The sequence below is a fragment of the Falsiroseomonas frigidaquae genome, assembly GCF_012163145.1.
GTDB lineage: Bacteria > Pseudomonadota > Alphaproteobacteria > Acetobacterales > Acetobacteraceae > Falsiroseomonas > Falsiroseomonas frigidaquae.
In genome coordinates, this window is sequence record NZ_JAAVTX010000005.1 from 388,920 (window position 1) to 401,948 (window position 13,029).

Sequence of the window (13,029 nt, forward strand, 5' to 3'; positions counted from 1 at the left end):
CCGTGACGTGGCGGTTCGCGGCCCGCCCTGCTATAGCACCGGCAGATACCGGGCCGCCGCGGCCTGTCGTCCTGCGCGCCCGCTCCATGGGCGCGCGGCAGTCGAGGAGTTTCAGCACCATGGCGCGCCGCCGTCAGCTCTACGAGGGCAAGGCCAAGATCCTGTTCGAGGGCCCTGAACCGGGCACCCTGGTGCAGTACTTCAAGGACGACGCCACCGCCTTCAACGCGCAGAAGAAGGGCACGATCACCGGCAAGGGCGTGCTCAACAACCGCATCAGCGAATACCTGATGATGAAGCTGGCGGAGATCGGCATCCCGACCCACTTCATCCGCCGGTTGAACATGCGCGAGCAGCTGATCCGGGAGGTGGAGATCATTCCCCTCGAGATCGTCATCCGCAACGTTGCCGCCGGCAGCCTGGCGACACGGCTCGGGATCCAGGAAGGTACGCGGCTGCCGCGCTCCATTCTTGAGTATTATTACAAGAACGACGCCCTCGGCGATCCGATGGTGTCCGAGGAACATATCACCTGCTTCGGCTGGGCTGCGACCCAGGACCTGGACGACATGGTCGCCCTGGCGCTGCGCGTGAACGACTTCCTGACTGGCCTGTTCCTCGGCGTCGGCATCACCCTCGTCGACTTCAAGCTGGAATTCGGCCGCCTCTACGAGAATGACGAGATGCGGATCGTCCTGGCCGATGAGATCAGCCCGGATAATTGCCGCCTGTGGGACGTCCACACGGGTGAGAAGATGGACAAGGACCGCTTCCGCCGCGACCTCGGCAAGGTCGAGGAAGGCTACCAGGAAGTCGCCAAGCGCCTCGGTATCCTGCCCGAGGCCGGCGTGCGGGACATGAAGGGTCCGGAGACGGTGCAATGAGGGCACGCGTGACCATCATGCCGAAGACGGGCGTTCTGGACCCGCAGGGCAAGGCCATCGGCCACGCCCTTGGGTCCCTCGGCTTCGCCGGGGTAGGCGAGGTTCGCGCCGGCAAGGTGATCGAGCTGGAACTCTCCGAGGCCGATCCCGCCAAGGCCCGGGCCGTGGCGGAGGAGATGGCGCGGCGCCTGCTGGCCAATACCGTGATCGAATCCTTCAAGGTCGAGCTCGCCTAGCCTCCCATGGTGAAGGTCTCGCTCCTCGTCATGCTGGTGCTGACGGTCCTCATCGCGATGGGCCTGCGCTGGCGCGAGCAGCGCATGCCGGCGGTGGCGCAGCAGAAGCGGCCGGGACTGATGGCGCGCGGCAAGAAGGGCCTGGACCGATGGGTGACGGCGGCGGCGCTGGCCACGGTGGTGACCTTGTTCGTCGCCGGCGGCCTGCACTGGATCCGGATCTGGCTGGAATAGCCGGCACTGGTGATGCAGGAGCTGTTCGAGCTGCTGGTCGATATCTGCACCCGGCTCGGCAAGCTGATCCTGCGGCCGCTGGGCCTGCCGTAGCTGCTGGGTTCCGTCTACGGCATCGTGGCCTGGCTGTTCGGGCTGTTCAATTTCCTGGCCATCCTGGCCGGGCTGATCCTCTGGGTATTCTGGTGACACCATGAAATCCGCGATCATCGTCTTCCCGGGCACCAACCGCGAGCGCGACATGGCAATCGCCCTGGAACGCGCCAGCGGCCGCAAGCCGGCCATGGTGTTTCACCTGCAGGATGCCCTGCCGCCCGGGACGGACCTGGTGGTGCTGCCGGGCGGCTTCAGCCATGGCGATTATCTGCGCTGCGGCGCCATGGCGGCGCAGTCGCCCATCATGCGCGCGGTGCGGGATTTCGCGGAACGAGGCGGCCTGGTGCTGGGCGTCTGCAACGGCTTCCAGATCCTGACCGAGGCCGGGCTGCTGCCCGGCGCCCTGCTGCGCAACGCGACGCTGCGTTTCCTGTCCATGGATTGCCACATGCGGGTGGAGCGGGCCGATACGCCCTTCACCAGCCATTGGCAGAAGGGCGCCGTGTTCCGCTCCCCCATGGCGCATGGCGATGGCAACTACTTCTGCGATGACGAGACCCTGGCTCGCCTGAATGGCGAAGGGCTTGTCGCCTTCCGCTACGCAACGCCGGAGGGTTCCATCACGCCCGCCGCGAACCGCAACGGCGCGCGCGACAATATCGCCGGCATCCTCTCCCCCACCCTCCGCATCTGCGGGCTGATGCCGCATCCGGAGGATCTGGTGGACCCGCTGATGGGCGGGACGGATGGGCTGCCGCTATTCACCAGCCTGCTCGATTCGCTCGCCTCCGCCTGAGCCGAGCCCACCCTACGCCCCCTCCGTCGAGAACGGCCCCGGAGCCCCCGCCGCAATGCAGCTACTGCCCGCCGAACGCGCCGCCCAGCTTTCCGCCGAATTCGGCCTGAAGCAGGATGAGTATGCGCGCGTCCTGTCCATCCTGGGCCGCAGCCCCTCCCTGACCGAGCTCGGCATCTTCTCGGTCATGTGGAGCGAGCATTGCTCCTACAAATCCTCCCGCCATTGGCTGAAGATGCTGCCGACCAAGGCGCCCTGGGTGATCCATGGGCCGGGTGAGAATGCCGGGGTGATCGATATCGGCGATGGGCTGGCCGCCATCTTCAAGATGGAGAGCCACAACCACCCGAGCTTCATCGAACCCTATCAGGGCGCCGCAACTGGCGTCGGTGGCATCCTTCGGGACGTCTTCACCATGGGCGCGCGGCCCATCGCGAACCTCAACGCGCTGCGCTTCGGTTCGCCGGACGCGCCACGGATGAAGCGTGTGATCGATGGCGTGGTGCGCGGCATCGGCGGCTACGGGAATTGCGTCGGCGTGCCGACCGTGGGCGGTGAGGTCAACTTCCACCCGGCCTACAACGGCAATCCGCTGGTGAATGCGATGACAGTGGGCATTGCGCCGCGCGACAGGATCTTCCTGTCCGCCGCCGCCGGGCTGGGCAACCCGGTGGTCTATGTCGGCTCCAAGACCGGGCGCGACGGCATCCATGGCGCAACCATGGCCTCCACCGAATTCTCCGCGGATTCGGAGGAGAAGCGCCCGACCGTGCAGATCGGCGATCCCTTCACCGAGAAGCTGCTGATCGAGGCCTGCCTTGAGTTGATGGCGACGGACATGATCGTCGCCATCCAGGATATGGGTGCCGCCGGCCTGACCAGTTCATCGGTCGAGATGGCCGGCAAGGGCGGCGTCGGCATCGAGCTGGTCATGGACAACGTGCCGCAGCGCGAAGAGGGCATGACCGCCTATGAGATGATGCTCTCCGAATCCCAGGAGCGCATGCTGATGATCCTGAAGCCCGGCCGCGAAGCCGAGGCCGAGGCCATCTTCCAGAAATGGGAACTGGATTTCGCGGTGATCGGTCACCTGACCGACACCGGCCGCATAGTCATCCGCCACAAGGGCGAGATCGAGGCCGACATTCCCCTCGCCCCGCTCGAATCCGAAGCGCCGCTGTACCAGCGCCCGACGGTCGAGACGCCGAAGCAGCCGGTGCTGGATGCGGCCACTATCGCCGATCCGCTGGGCGCGCTGCCGGCGCTGGAGAAGCTGCTTGGCAGCCTCGACCTGTGTTCGCGGCGCTGGATCTGGGACCAGTACGACAGCACCGTGGGCGGCCAGACGGTTAAGCGCCCCGGTGGCGCGGACGCCGCAGTGGTGAAGCTGGAAGGCCTGGACCGCGCGCTGGCCATGACCACGGATTGCACGCCCCGCTACTGCCAGGCCGACCCCGAGGCAGGCGGCGCGCAGGCGGTGGCCGAGGCTTGGCGGAACCTGACCGCAGTCGGCGCGCTGCCGCTGGCGATCACCGACAACATGAACTTCGGCAATCCGGAGAAGCCCGAGATCATGGGCCAGTTTGCCGCCGCCGTGCGCGGCATGGCCGCAGCCTGCCTGGCGCTGGATTTCCCGGTCGTGAGCGGGAATGTCTCGCTCTACAACGAGACGCAGGGCCGCGGCATCCTGCCCACCCCGGCGATCGGCGGCGTGGGCGTGCTCGAGGATGCCCGGCAGGCCGTGGGCCTTGCGCTGCGGCCGGAGCTGGATGTGGTGCTGGTCGGGGAGACGCTCGGCTGGATCGGCCAGTCGCTCTGGCTGCGCGAGATCACTGGGCGCGAGGAGGGCGCGCCGCCGCCCGTCGATCTCGCCGCCGAGCGACGCAATGGCGACTTCGTCCGCAACCAGATCCTGTCCGGCAGCGTCGTGGCCTGCCACGATCTGGCTGATGGCGGGCTGCTGGTAGCGGCGGCAGAAATGGCGATGGGCGGCAGTACGGGCCTGAAGCTGGCAGCTCCGCCCGCCGGCGCCGCGGCCGCCGGCTGGTGGTTCGGGGAGGACCAGGCGCGCTATCTGCTCGCCGTGCAGGATGGCGCAGCCTTGCTGGCGGCGGCCCGCGCCGCGGGCGTGCCTGCCATGAAGATCGGCCGCAGCGGTGGCGGGGACTTGGTTCTGGCCGATGGCTCCTCCATATCGATTGCGAGGCTGGTCGCCGCGCATGAGGCAACCTTGCCGGCGCTGATGAACGGGGAAGCTGCCTGATGGCGATGGATTCGGCGGAAATTGCGGCCCTCATCAAGGCCGCCCTACCCGATGCCGTGGTGACGATCGAGGATTTGGCGGGCGATGGCGACCATTACGCCGCAACCGTGGTCTCCTCCGCCTTCAAGGGCATCAGCCGCGTGAAGCAGCACCAGATCGTCTACGCCGCTCTGCAGGGCCGAATGGGCGGTGCGCTGCACGCCCTGGCGCTGCAGACCTCCGCCCCCGATTGACGAACCTTCTCGACCAGGGACCGACCGCCATGAGCAACCCCGTTTTCGACCAGATCCAGTCCGAAATCTCCGCCAACCCGGTGGTGCTCTACATGAAGGGCACACCGGTTTTCCCGCAGTGCGGCTTTTCCGCACGCGTGGTGCAGATCCTTTCCCACGTCGGCGTGCCCTTCAAGGGCGTGAACATCCTGGAAGACCAGGAACTTCGCGAGGGCATCAAGGCCTTCGCCAACTGGCCCACGATTCCGCAGCTTTACGTGAAGGGCGAGTTCGTCGGGGGCTGCGACATCGTGACGGAGATGTTCCAGTCCGGCGAGCTGCAGACGCTGCTGGAAGACAACGGCGTCATGCCGAAGGCAACGGCCTGACGCTGCACGCCTGATCCGGCCCGGTGGCGCAGCAGGCGACCGGCGGACAGGTGGAGCGGGACGCAAGCGGCGGTGGGCAATTACTGGTCGATGGCCGGCCCGCCTTTGCTTTTCTGGCTGAATCGGGCCGGATGGCCTTTGCGCTCAGCCTGCCGATTGTCCGTCTGGACTGGGCCGGTGCCAGGTCACTGAAGTTTCTGAGACTTGTGCGGTCGGAGGCGGTGCTGGACCTGCCCCTGGGCATGGATGGCACCCAGCTTCCCACCTGCCCGCCGCTGCAAGCTGCTGCAGGACGAGCTGTTCTGATCGCTGAGCTCGAAGACGCTCGTGCGGAGCTGGAAAGCCGCATCATGTTTCTCAGCGGCGATTCGCGTCCAAAGGACGCGCATTTCGGCCCGTTGGTCCGTCGTTCCCTCGCCCCATTCTTTACGCGGACCTTCCAGACCGAGGGTGAGCAATCCGACATTCCACCGGACCAGGCCCTGCCGCGCAGCTTTACCGAGCGCCAGAACTGGTTGAGGCAGGTGCTCGAGAGCTCCGCCGACCCGGGCCGCCTGATCCTGGTGGGACGATCCTCGGGGGCTCGAGTTGCAAGTACCGTGGCCGACCTGCGTCCGGTCCGCGGTCTGGTGTGCCTCGGCTACCCGTTCCGTCAGCCGGAGCGGCGGGATGACCCCGGGCGCTACAGTCACCTGCGGCATCTTCGCACACCGAGCCTGATCATCCAGGGTAGCCGCGATGCCTATGGCGGCGCCGATATTGCAGACCGCTACGCTCTCGGCCCCAACACACAGGTCGTCATCCTAGACACCGACCACGGCTTCCGCATGGAAACCGCAGGCTGGGACCGGGTGGGGCGGGAGATCCTGCTGTTCCTGGGGCACTGCTACGCCGTTCCGGCATAACCGATCCAGCCAACAAAAAAGGCGGGGTCCAGTGGACCCCGCCTCGATAGCGTCGGCCGACTGGCCGGATCAGCGCGAGTAGAACTCGACCACCAGGTTCGGTTCCATCTGCACCGGATACGGCACATCGCTCAGCTTCGGCGCGCGCAGGATGCGGCCGCGCATCGCGCGATGATCGACCTCGATGTATTCCGGCACGTCACGCTCGCCGGACTGCGCGGCATCCAGGACGCAGGTGAGCTGCTTCGACTTTTCCTTCACCTCGATCACGTCCGTGTCCTTCACCAGGTAGGACGGGATGTTGAGGCGCTTGCCGTTGATCAGCACATGGCCGTGGTTCACGAACTGCCGCGCGGCGAAGGGCGTCACCGCCAGCTTCATGCGGTAGATGATGGTGTCCAGCCGGCGCTCCAGGATCTCGATCAGGTTCTCCGAGGTGTCGCCCTTCCGGCGCACGGCTTCCTCGTAGTACTTGCGGAACTGCTTCTCGCCGATGTTGCCGTAGTAGCCCTTCAGCTTCTGCTTCGCCATCAGCTGCACGCCGAAGTCGGTCGGCTTCTGCTTACGGCGCTGCCCGTGCTGGCCGGGGCCATATTCGCGCTTGGCGATCGGGGACTTGGCGCGGCCCCAGAGGTTCACACCGAGGCGGCGGTTGATCTTGTACTTGCTTTCTGCGCGCTTGGTCATGCGCTTCTCCTGCCCGGCACCCTTTGCGGGCTACCGGTTCTTGCTTGTGCCGGCACCCTTGGGGCATCGCGGCGGGTTGTCCCGGTAGGCCCGAGGCCAGCATGGCTAAGGGCGGGCGCAGGCCCCGAAGGCCCGTCCGCGTTCCCGGAAGTGCCGGCGCTATAGAAGCGCGGACGCCGGCTTGTCAAACCGCCCCCGCCGCCCCTACTCCCCGGCCATGGTCACACGCGAAGACATCCTGATCCTCGGCCTCAGCGCCGGCGTCGTCGGCAGCCTGGTCGGCGGCATGATGCTCGGCATCGGCATGGGGCTGGTCATCGGCGGGCAGCATCTCGGCTGGCTGCTGCTGTTGCCGGCAGCCCCGGTGGCGGGGCTGATCGGCTATGTACAGGCGCGCCGGTTGGCCAAGCGCCTGAGTTAATCCGGCGTGATACCCGCGGCCCGGATCAGATCAGCCTTGTAGGCCAGGTCCTGCTGCAGGAAGGCTGCCGTGGCCTCAGGCGTGGCGGCGTGCACCGTATATCCCGAGGTCACCAGGTGCCGGTCGCGCACTTCAGGCGTCGCCATGGCCGCCGCGATGTCGCGCTGGATACGGGACAGCAGGGCGGGCGGCGTCCCGGCCGGGGAGAAGGCGCCAAACCAGGTGCGCGGGTCGATATAGCCGAAGCCCGTTTCGTCCAGCGTCGGCACCTCCGGCAGCGCCTCGAACCTCGTTGGCCGGCCCACCGCGAGCGCCCGCAGCGTGCCCGCCCGGATATGCGTCGCGCCGGAGGCAATGCCGGCCAGAGTCATCTGTACCTCCCCCGCCACGGTGGCCAGCACCGCGGGGGTCAGGCCGCGATAGGGCACGTGCACCATCTCGATCCGCTCGCGCGCCATCAGGCTGCCGAAGCAGAGATGCGGCTGGCTGGCATTGCCGTAGGAGCCGAAGTTGAACTGCCCTGGGGCTACCCGCGCGGCGGCGACCAGTTCCGCCATGCTCCGTGCGCCAACCGACGGATGCACCAGCACCATCTGGTGCACATCAACCAGCAGGCTCACCGGCGCCAGGTCCTTCATCGGATCGAAGGGCAGGCCACGGATCAGATGCGGGTTGGAGGTAATGGAGTTGTCGGCGGTGATCAGCAGCGTGTGGCCATCCGGCGGCGCCTTGGCCACCAGGTCCGTGCCCGGCACGGTGGATCCGCCGGGCCGGTTGTCCACCACCACCGGCTGCCGCCAGGCCGCCTGCAGCCGATCCGCCAGCGCACGCGCCAGCGCATCCAGCCCGCCACCCGGCGGAAAGGGCACCACGATCCGCACCTGCCGGGTCGGGAAGTCTGCCGATTGTGCGCGGGCGACGGCAGGCGCGGCCACGGCGGCGGCGAGAAGATGGCGGCGGGACAGACGCATGGTCAGGCTCCGAAGAAATGCTTTCGGAGAAGGTCCAATGTCCTGGCCGGCGCTTCAAGCTCCGGCAGGTGCCCGACCCCGGCCGGTGAGACGAATTCGGCGCCGGGGATGGCCTCGGCGATCAGGCGCCCGACCGTCTCCGGCGGGTTCACCGCATCCTCCGCGCCGCTGATGCAGAGCGTCGGCGCGCGGATCTGCGCCGCGAAATCGGCTATGACGTCCACCTGGTCCGTGCAGCGGGCCGCCTGCAGCAACCCTTGCGGATGCGTGGCGGCCACCATGCCCTCGACCAATTGCCGTACCGCTGGGCCGGCACCCGGCGCCACCAGCTTGTCCGACCGCGTGCGCGCGAGGGCGACCGCGCCGCCGGCCACGCTGGCCTTCCGCATCGCCAGCATCGCGGCACGACCCTCCTCTCCCTTCCAGCGCTGGCCGCGGGAGGTGCCCATCATCACCAGCTTGGCCACTCGCGTGGGATGCCGCGCTGCCAGGCAGGCGCCGAGCATGGAGCCGAAGGATGACCCGGCGATATGAACCGGCCCCTGCACGCCCAGCGCATCCAGCAGCGCCAGCGCCACCGCCGCATAGGCCTCAGGCGCCGGCGCCTCGGCCGTAAAATTGTCGGACAGGAAATAGCCTGGAGCATTCCACGCGATCACCCGCGCCCGATCGGACAGGCCAGACAGGGAAAAGCGCCAGCCCATGCTGTTGGCGCCAATGCCGTGCAGGCACAGGATCGTCTCCGGCCCCTCCCCCGCTTCCATGTAGGACATGCGCGGACCTTCCAGGCCGAGCGCCGCGGCGTCCACCTCGCAAAAGCGCGGGTCGGGCAGCGGCGGAACCGGCGTACCGTCCGGATGGATCATGGGCTGTCCTTCCGTGATTCCTCATGCCAGGGCGGCAGCGGATCTTCGGCGGGAAAGCGGCCGCGCTGCATCCGGCCGGTGGACAGCTCCGTCACCACGCCGTGCAGCGTGCGCAGTTCCTGTTCCGTTACCTCGCCGCGCTGGAACCAGTGGCGCAGGTTGCGGACCATGCCCGGTCGCTTGGGCGGGTTGTGCAGGAAGCCGGAGGCATCCAGCTCCGCCACCAGCCGGCTCAGGAAGTTCTCCAGATCCCCCTTGGTCGCAACCGGCGTGCCGTTTGTCAGGAGCTGGCGCGGCGGGGTCGTCTCGGCGGTCATCCACCACTCATAGGCCAGGATCATCACGGCCTGCGCCAGGTTCAGCGAGGTGTGCTGCGGGTTCAGCGGGTAGCGGACCAGCGTGTCGCAATGCGACAGATCCTCCGCCTCCAGCCCCGCGCGTTCCGGCCCGAACAGCACCGCAGCGCGCAGGCCACGGCCGTTGATCTCCCGCAGATCGGCCGCCGCCGCACGCGCGTCGCGCAGCGGCACGATGACATGCCGCGGCCGCGGACAGGTGCCCATCACCCGATGGCAGTCGGCAATGGCGGACGGTACGTCCGGGAAGACCTGCGCCGCGTCGAGAATGGCATCGGCGCCCGAGGCCGCGGCATAGGCGTTGGGCTGCGGCCAGCCATCGCGCGGCGCCACCACGCGCATGTGGAACAGCCCGCCATTGGCCATGGCCCGCGCCGTCGTGCCGATGTTCATGGCCATCTGCGGCCGCACCAACACCACGATGGGGCTTTCGCCCGGCGACGGGGTCAGGGCCGCCCGGCCATCCTCCCGACCACCGGTCATCGGGATGGCGTTCGAGCGAGGAAAGCGCGGAGCATGGCAATCTCCGCCTCCTGAGCCCGAATCACGGCCTCGGCCAGCTGGCGCATCTCCGGGTCGGTGCCGTGGCGAAGCTGGATCCGGGCCATGTCGATGGCGCCCTGGTGGTGCGGGATCATGCCGGCGGCGAAGTCACGGTCGGCATTCCCGGAATAGGGAATGCTCATGTCCCGATGCATCCGTTCACTGGCGGCACGGAATTCCCGTGTGCTCGCAGGTTCTGTGTTGCGCTGCTGCGCACCCGGGGCCGCGTGCTGACCATGATGCTGGTGGCTGTTCTGGGCGAAGGCGGGTGCGGTCAGCACCAGGGAAAGCGCCGTGGCGATGGCGAGGCGGGGCATGTCGGATCCTCCGGTTGATGGGCCGGAGGGCTCGATAGAACCTTCCCCCAAGGGGAAAGCAAGCAGATCACGCACGGCGCCAGCTCGTACCCTGCGGCCCGTCCTCCAGCAGGATGCCCTGGGCAGCCAGATCCTGCCGGATCCGATCCGCCTCCGCCCAATCCTTCGCCTTGCGCGCGGCGAGTCGCGCGGCGATGGCGGCTTCGATCGCCTCCGCATCGCCGGCCGCCCCACGGAACCAGGTTTCCGGGTCCGCGGCCAGCAGGCCGAGCAGCGCACCGCAGGCCAGGATGCGGCCCTTCAGATGGGCCAGACCCGCCTCGGACCCCTGGGCCAGCCGGTCATTCACCGTGGAGACCAGATGGTGAAGGGTTGCCAGGGCCAGCGGCGTGTTCAGATCATCCGCCAGCGCCTGCTCAAAGGGCGGCGCCTCAACCTGATGCGGCGTGTCGCCCTGCTCTGCCTCTATCGTCGCCAGCTTGGCCAGCGCCCGATAGAAACGGTCCAGTTCCCGCCGCGCCTCCTCCAGCGCCGCCTGGCTGTAATCCAGCGGGGCGCGGTAATGGGTGCGCAGCAGCAGCAAGCGGAACGCCTCACCGGCCCAGGGGCCGTGGCGCAGGATGTCCTGCACGGTCAGGAAGTTGCCAGCCGACTTAGCCATCTTCTCCCCATCCACCAGCAGCATGCCGTTGTGCAGCCAATAGCGGGCGTAGTGGCTGCCCGGGAAGGCACACAGGGATTGCGCCACCTCATTCTCGTGGTGCGGGAACATCAGGTCGGCGCCGCCGCCATGAATGTCGAAGTCAGGCCCGAACTGCTTCCAGGACATGGCGGAGCATTCAATGTGCCAGCCCGGCCGCCCGCGGCCCCAGGGGCTGTCCCAGCCTGGCTGCTCCGGCGTGGAGGGCTTCCACAGCACGAAATCGCCCGCATCACGCTTGTAAGGCGCCACCTCGACCCGCGCGCCTGCCAGCAATTCATCGGGCGACCGACCGGACAGGGCGCCGTATTGCGCAAAGCTCGCGACGGAAAACAGCACATGCCCCTCGGCCGCATAGGCGTGGCCATTGGCGACGAGCCGTTCGATCAGCGCCACCATCTCGGGGATGCTGCCGGTCGCGGTCGGCTCCACATCCGGTGGCAGCACGCCGAGTGCCGCCATGTCGCGGCGGAACTCGGCGGCGGTGCGGGCGGTCAGCGCCTCGATCGTCTCGCCGCTCTCCCGCGCCCGATCGATGATCTTGTCCTCGACATCGGTGATGTTGCGGGCATAGGTCAGGCGCGGATAAGCCTGCCGAAGCAGCCGCGCCAGCACATCGAACACCACGTTGGGCCGGGCATTGCCCAGATGCGCAAGGTCATAGACGGTCGGACCGCAGACATACATGCGAACATGCTGGTCATCGATCGGCACGAACCGCTCCTTGCGGCGGGTCGCGCTGTTGTGGAACTGGATATCCATGGAGCTAGCCTGCAACGGCCTGCAGCAGGCGCTTCAGCGCCCGCTCGCGGCCGATCAATGGGAGGAAGACCTTGAGGTCGGGGCCGTGGTCCTCGCCCGTCAGGGCGCGACGCAACGGCAGGTACAGCGCACGGCCCTTGCGGCCGGTGCGGGTCGACAGCTCCGACGTCCATGCAGGCCAAGTGGCCTCATCCCACGGCTCCTCGGGCAACGTCTCAGTGGCAAGACGGAGAAGTTCCGCGTCAGCCGCCTCGCTCAGCGGCACGATACCACCGGAGACAATCTCCCACCAATCGCGGGCTTCGCGCAACAGATCAAGGTTGCCTCGCACCGCCAGCCAGAAATCCTCCCCCGCCCCCTCCGGTAGCCGGTCGCGTACTGCCTCGAAAGGCAGCGCGTGCAGCCAGCGGCGGTTGAGTGCGAGAAGCTGCCTGGTGTCGAAGCGCGCCGCGGATTTGGACACGCGCCGCAGATCGAAATCCGGAACGAGATCGGCCGGCATGGCCGCCACGGGATCCGCCGAGGTGCCCAGCGCCGCCAAGTAGCCGACCAGCGCCGCCGGCTCCACCCCATCCCGGCGCATCTGCCGCAGCCCGACACTGCCGGTCCGCTTCGAGAGCGGCCCGCCATCCGCATCCGTCAGCAGCGGCAGATGCGCAAAGCGGACACGGCGGGGATCGCCTCCGAGGGCCGCGAAGATATCGAGCTGGATCCCCGTATTGGTCACATGGTCCTCGCCCCGGACGATGTCGGTGATGCCCGTCTCCAGGTCATCGACCACGGAGGTGAAGGTATACAAGAAACTGCCATCGGCGCGGATCAGCACGGGGTCCGACAGGCTCGGCAGCTTCACGCTGCGACGGCCCAGCACCCCATCCTGCCATTCCACATGGCCGCCAGAAAGCTTGAAGCGCCAATGCGGCGTCTTGCCGTTGGCGATGGCGCGGGCGAGTTGATCCGCCGTCATCTTCAGTGCCGCACGGTCATACAGCGGCGGCTTGCCCTGGCGGGTCCGCTGTTCCCGCTTGAAGGCCAGTTCCTCCTCCGTCTCCAGGCAGGGGTAGAGGTGGCCGGAGGCCTTCAAGCGTTCCGCGGCGGCGGCGTAAAGCGCCAGCCGATCGGACTGGCGGGCGAATTCGTCCCAGTCCAGGCCGAGCCAGCGCAGATCCTCCTCGATCGCCTGCGCGTATTCGGGTCGGGAGCGTTCGGTGTCGGTGTCATCGAGACGCAGCAGGAATCGGCCCGCATGGTGCCGGGCAAGGCACCAGTTGGCGATGGCGATACGGGCGTTGCCGACATGCAGCAGGCCGGTGGGGGACGGGGCGAAGCGGACTTTCATCAGGTGGGCACAGGAACGGCAAATGGCGTCACAAGGCAAGGCGCCCGATACA

Annotated in this window: 16 protein-coding genes; 9 read left to right on the plus strand and 7 right to left on the minus strand. The window is 67.7% G+C overall.

The genetic code is table 11. The annotated features are described in order from the left end of the window. The first annotated feature begins 119 nt into the window (after nucleotides 1-119). The 8 genes from purC (at nucleotide 120) to HB662_RS18165 (ending at nucleotide 6,015) form a co-directional block, all read left to right on the plus strand. On the plus strand, nucleotides 120-884 hold the full coding sequence (gene purC, locus HB662_RS18130) for a phosphoribosylaminoimidazolesuccinocarboxamide synthase (RefSeq protein ID WP_168051255.1): 765 nt from the start codon (nucleotides 120-122) through the stop codon (nucleotides 882-884). After that, nucleotides 881-1,120: a phosphoribosylformylglycinamidine synthase subunit PurS gene (gene purS / locus HB662_RS18135; RefSeq protein WP_168051257.1), complete on the plus strand. Its 240-nt coding sequence runs from the start codon at nucleotides 881-883 to the stop codon at nucleotides 1,118-1,120. Before purC ends, purS begins: the two co-directional genes overlap by 4 nt. Nucleotides 1,121-1,126: 6 nt before the next feature. Beyond that, nucleotides 1,127-1,354, plus strand: coding sequence for a hypothetical protein (locus HB662_RS18140; protein ID WP_168051259.1), 228 nt, complete (start codon nucleotides 1,127-1,129; stop codon nucleotides 1,352-1,354). Between the two features lie 193 nt (nucleotides 1,355-1,547). Beyond that, nucleotides 1,548-2,246 (plus strand): phosphoribosylformylglycinamidine synthase subunit PurQ, encoded by a 699-nt coding sequence (gene purQ, locus HB662_RS18145; RefSeq protein WP_168051261.1) that lies wholly within the window; start codon nucleotides 1,548-1,550, stop codon nucleotides 2,244-2,246. A 55-nt stretch (nucleotides 2,247-2,301) separates the two neighbouring features. Continuing rightward, nucleotides 2,302-4,509 (plus strand): phosphoribosylformylglycinamidine synthase subunit PurL, encoded by a 2,208-nt coding sequence (gene purL / locus HB662_RS18150; RefSeq protein WP_168051263.1) that lies wholly within the window; start codon nucleotides 2,302-2,304, stop codon nucleotides 4,507-4,509. Beyond that, nucleotides 4,509-4,742 (plus strand): BolA family protein, encoded by a 234-nt coding sequence (locus tag HB662_RS18155; RefSeq protein ID WP_168051265.1) that lies wholly within the window; start codon nucleotides 4,509-4,511, stop codon nucleotides 4,740-4,742. The genes purL and HB662_RS18155 overlap by 1 nt, the downstream gene beginning before the upstream one ends. Before the next feature lie 29 nt (nucleotides 4,743-4,771). Then, entirely contained in the window at nucleotides 4,772-5,110 is a 339-nt protein-coding gene (grxD, locus tag HB662_RS18160) for a Grx4 family monothiol glutaredoxin (RefSeq protein WP_168051267.1), read from the plus strand. A 23-nt stretch (nucleotides 5,111-5,133) separates the two neighbouring features. After that, nucleotides 5,134-6,015: an alpha/beta family hydrolase gene (locus HB662_RS18165; protein WP_168051269.1), complete on the plus strand. Its 882-nt coding sequence runs from the start codon at nucleotides 5,134-5,136 to the stop codon at nucleotides 6,013-6,015. Between the two features lie 69 nt (nucleotides 6,016-6,084). On the opposite strand, the gene rpsD is transcribed toward HB662_RS18165, so the two are convergent. After that, the gene (rpsD, locus tag HB662_RS18170) at nucleotides 6,085-6,702 is read right to left on the minus strand and encodes a 30S ribosomal protein S4 (protein ID WP_168051271.1); all 618 of its coding nucleotides are present in this window, start codon (nucleotides 6,700-6,702) and stop codon (nucleotides 6,085-6,087) included. A 181-nt stretch (nucleotides 6,703-6,883) separates the two neighbouring features. On the opposite strand from rpsD, the gene HB662_RS18175 reads away from it, so the two are divergent. Next, the gene (locus tag HB662_RS18175; protein WP_245185714.1) at nucleotides 6,884-7,123 is read left to right on the plus strand and encodes a hypothetical protein; all 240 of its coding nucleotides are present in this window, start codon (nucleotides 6,884-6,886) and stop codon (nucleotides 7,121-7,123) included. Here HB662_RS18175 and HB662_RS18180 read toward each other — a convergent pair. The 6 genes from HB662_RS18180 to gltX all read right to left on the minus strand — a co-directional run bounded on the left by HB662_RS18180 (nucleotide 7,120) and on the right by gltX (nucleotide 12,977). Then, the gene (locus HB662_RS18180; protein WP_209443352.1) at nucleotides 7,120-8,094 is read right to left on the minus strand and encodes a Bug family tripartite tricarboxylate transporter substrate binding protein; all 975 of its coding nucleotides are present in this window, start codon (nucleotides 8,092-8,094) and stop codon (nucleotides 7,120-7,122) included. The genes HB662_RS18175 and HB662_RS18180 overlap by 4 nt on opposite strands. A gap of 2 nt (nucleotides 8,095-8,096) precedes the next feature. Beyond that, nucleotides 8,097-8,960, minus strand: coding sequence for an alpha/beta fold hydrolase (locus HB662_RS18185; RefSeq protein ID WP_168051273.1), 864 nt, complete (start codon nucleotides 8,958-8,960; stop codon nucleotides 8,097-8,099). Next, nucleotides 8,957-9,799: an RNA methyltransferase gene (locus HB662_RS18190; protein WP_168051275.1), complete on the minus strand. Its 843-nt coding sequence runs from the start codon at nucleotides 9,797-9,799 to the stop codon at nucleotides 8,957-8,959. The genes HB662_RS18185 and HB662_RS18190 overlap by 4 nt, the downstream gene beginning before the upstream one ends. Then, entirely contained in the window at nucleotides 9,796-10,176 is a 381-nt protein-coding gene (gene copM, locus HB662_RS18195; RefSeq protein ID WP_168051277.1) for a CopM family metallochaperone, read from the minus strand. The genes HB662_RS18190 and copM overlap by 4 nt, the downstream gene beginning before the upstream one ends. Nucleotides 10,177-10,243: 67 nt before the next feature. Further along, a complete protein-coding gene (cysS, locus tag HB662_RS18200) occupies nucleotides 10,244-11,638 on the minus strand; it encodes a cysteine--tRNA ligase (RefSeq protein ID WP_168051279.1) in 1,395 nt (464 codons plus the stop codon). Nucleotides 11,639-11,642: 4 nt separating this feature from the next. Next, on the minus strand, nucleotides 11,643-12,977 hold the full coding sequence (gltX, locus tag HB662_RS18205; protein ID WP_168051281.1) for a glutamate--tRNA ligase: 1,335 nt from the start codon (nucleotides 12,975-12,977) through the stop codon (nucleotides 11,643-11,645). Between the last annotated feature and the right edge of the window lie 52 nt (nucleotides 12,978-13,029).

Coding starts and splice junctions, on each gene's coding strand:
- purC (WP_168051255.1), top strand. CDS start 120: ATGGCGCGCCGCCGTCAGCTCTACGAGGGCAAGGCCAAGATCCTGTTC.
- purS (WP_168051257.1), top strand. CDS start 881: ATGAGGGCACGCGTGACCATCATGCCGAAGACGGGCGTTCTGGACCCG.
- HB662_RS18140 (WP_168051259.1), top strand. CDS start 1,127: ATGGTGAAGGTCTCGCTCCTCGTCATGCTGGTGCTGACGGTCCTCATC.
- purQ (WP_168051261.1), top strand. CDS start 1,548: ATGAAATCCGCGATCATCGTCTTCCCGGGCACCAACCGCGAGCGCGAC.
- purL (WP_168051263.1), top strand. CDS start 2,302: ATGCAGCTACTGCCCGCCGAACGCGCCGCCCAGCTTTCCGCCGAATTC.
- HB662_RS18155 (WP_168051265.1), top strand. CDS start 4,509: ATGGCGATGGATTCGGCGGAAATTGCGGCCCTCATCAAGGCCGCCCTA.
- grxD (WP_168051267.1), top strand. CDS start 4,772: ATGAGCAACCCCGTTTTCGACCAGATCCAGTCCGAAATCTCCGCCAAC.
- rpsD (WP_168051271.1), bottom strand. CDS start 6,702: ATGACCAAGCGCGCAGAAAGCAAGTACAAGATCAACCGCCGCCTCGGT.
- HB662_RS18180 (WP_209443352.1), bottom strand. CDS start 8,094: ATGCGTCTGTCCCGCCGCCATCTTCTCGCCGCCGCCGTGGCCGCGCCT.
- HB662_RS18185 (WP_168051273.1), bottom strand. CDS start 8,960: ATGATCCATCCGGACGGTACGCCGGTTCCGCCGCTGCCCGACCCGCGC.
- HB662_RS18190 (WP_168051275.1), bottom strand. CDS start 9,799: ATGACCGGTGGTCGGGAGGATGGCCGGGCGGCCCTGACCCCGTCGCCG.
- copM (WP_168051277.1), bottom strand. CDS start 10,176: ATGCCCCGCCTCGCCATCGCCACGGCGCTTTCCCTGGTGCTGACCGCA.
- cysS (WP_168051279.1), bottom strand. CDS start 11,638: ATGGATATCCAGTTCCACAACAGCGCGACCCGCCGCAAGGAGCGGTTC.
- gltX (WP_168051281.1), bottom strand. CDS start 12,977: ATGAAAGTCCGCTTCGCCCCGTCCCCCACCGGCCTGCTGCATGTCGGC.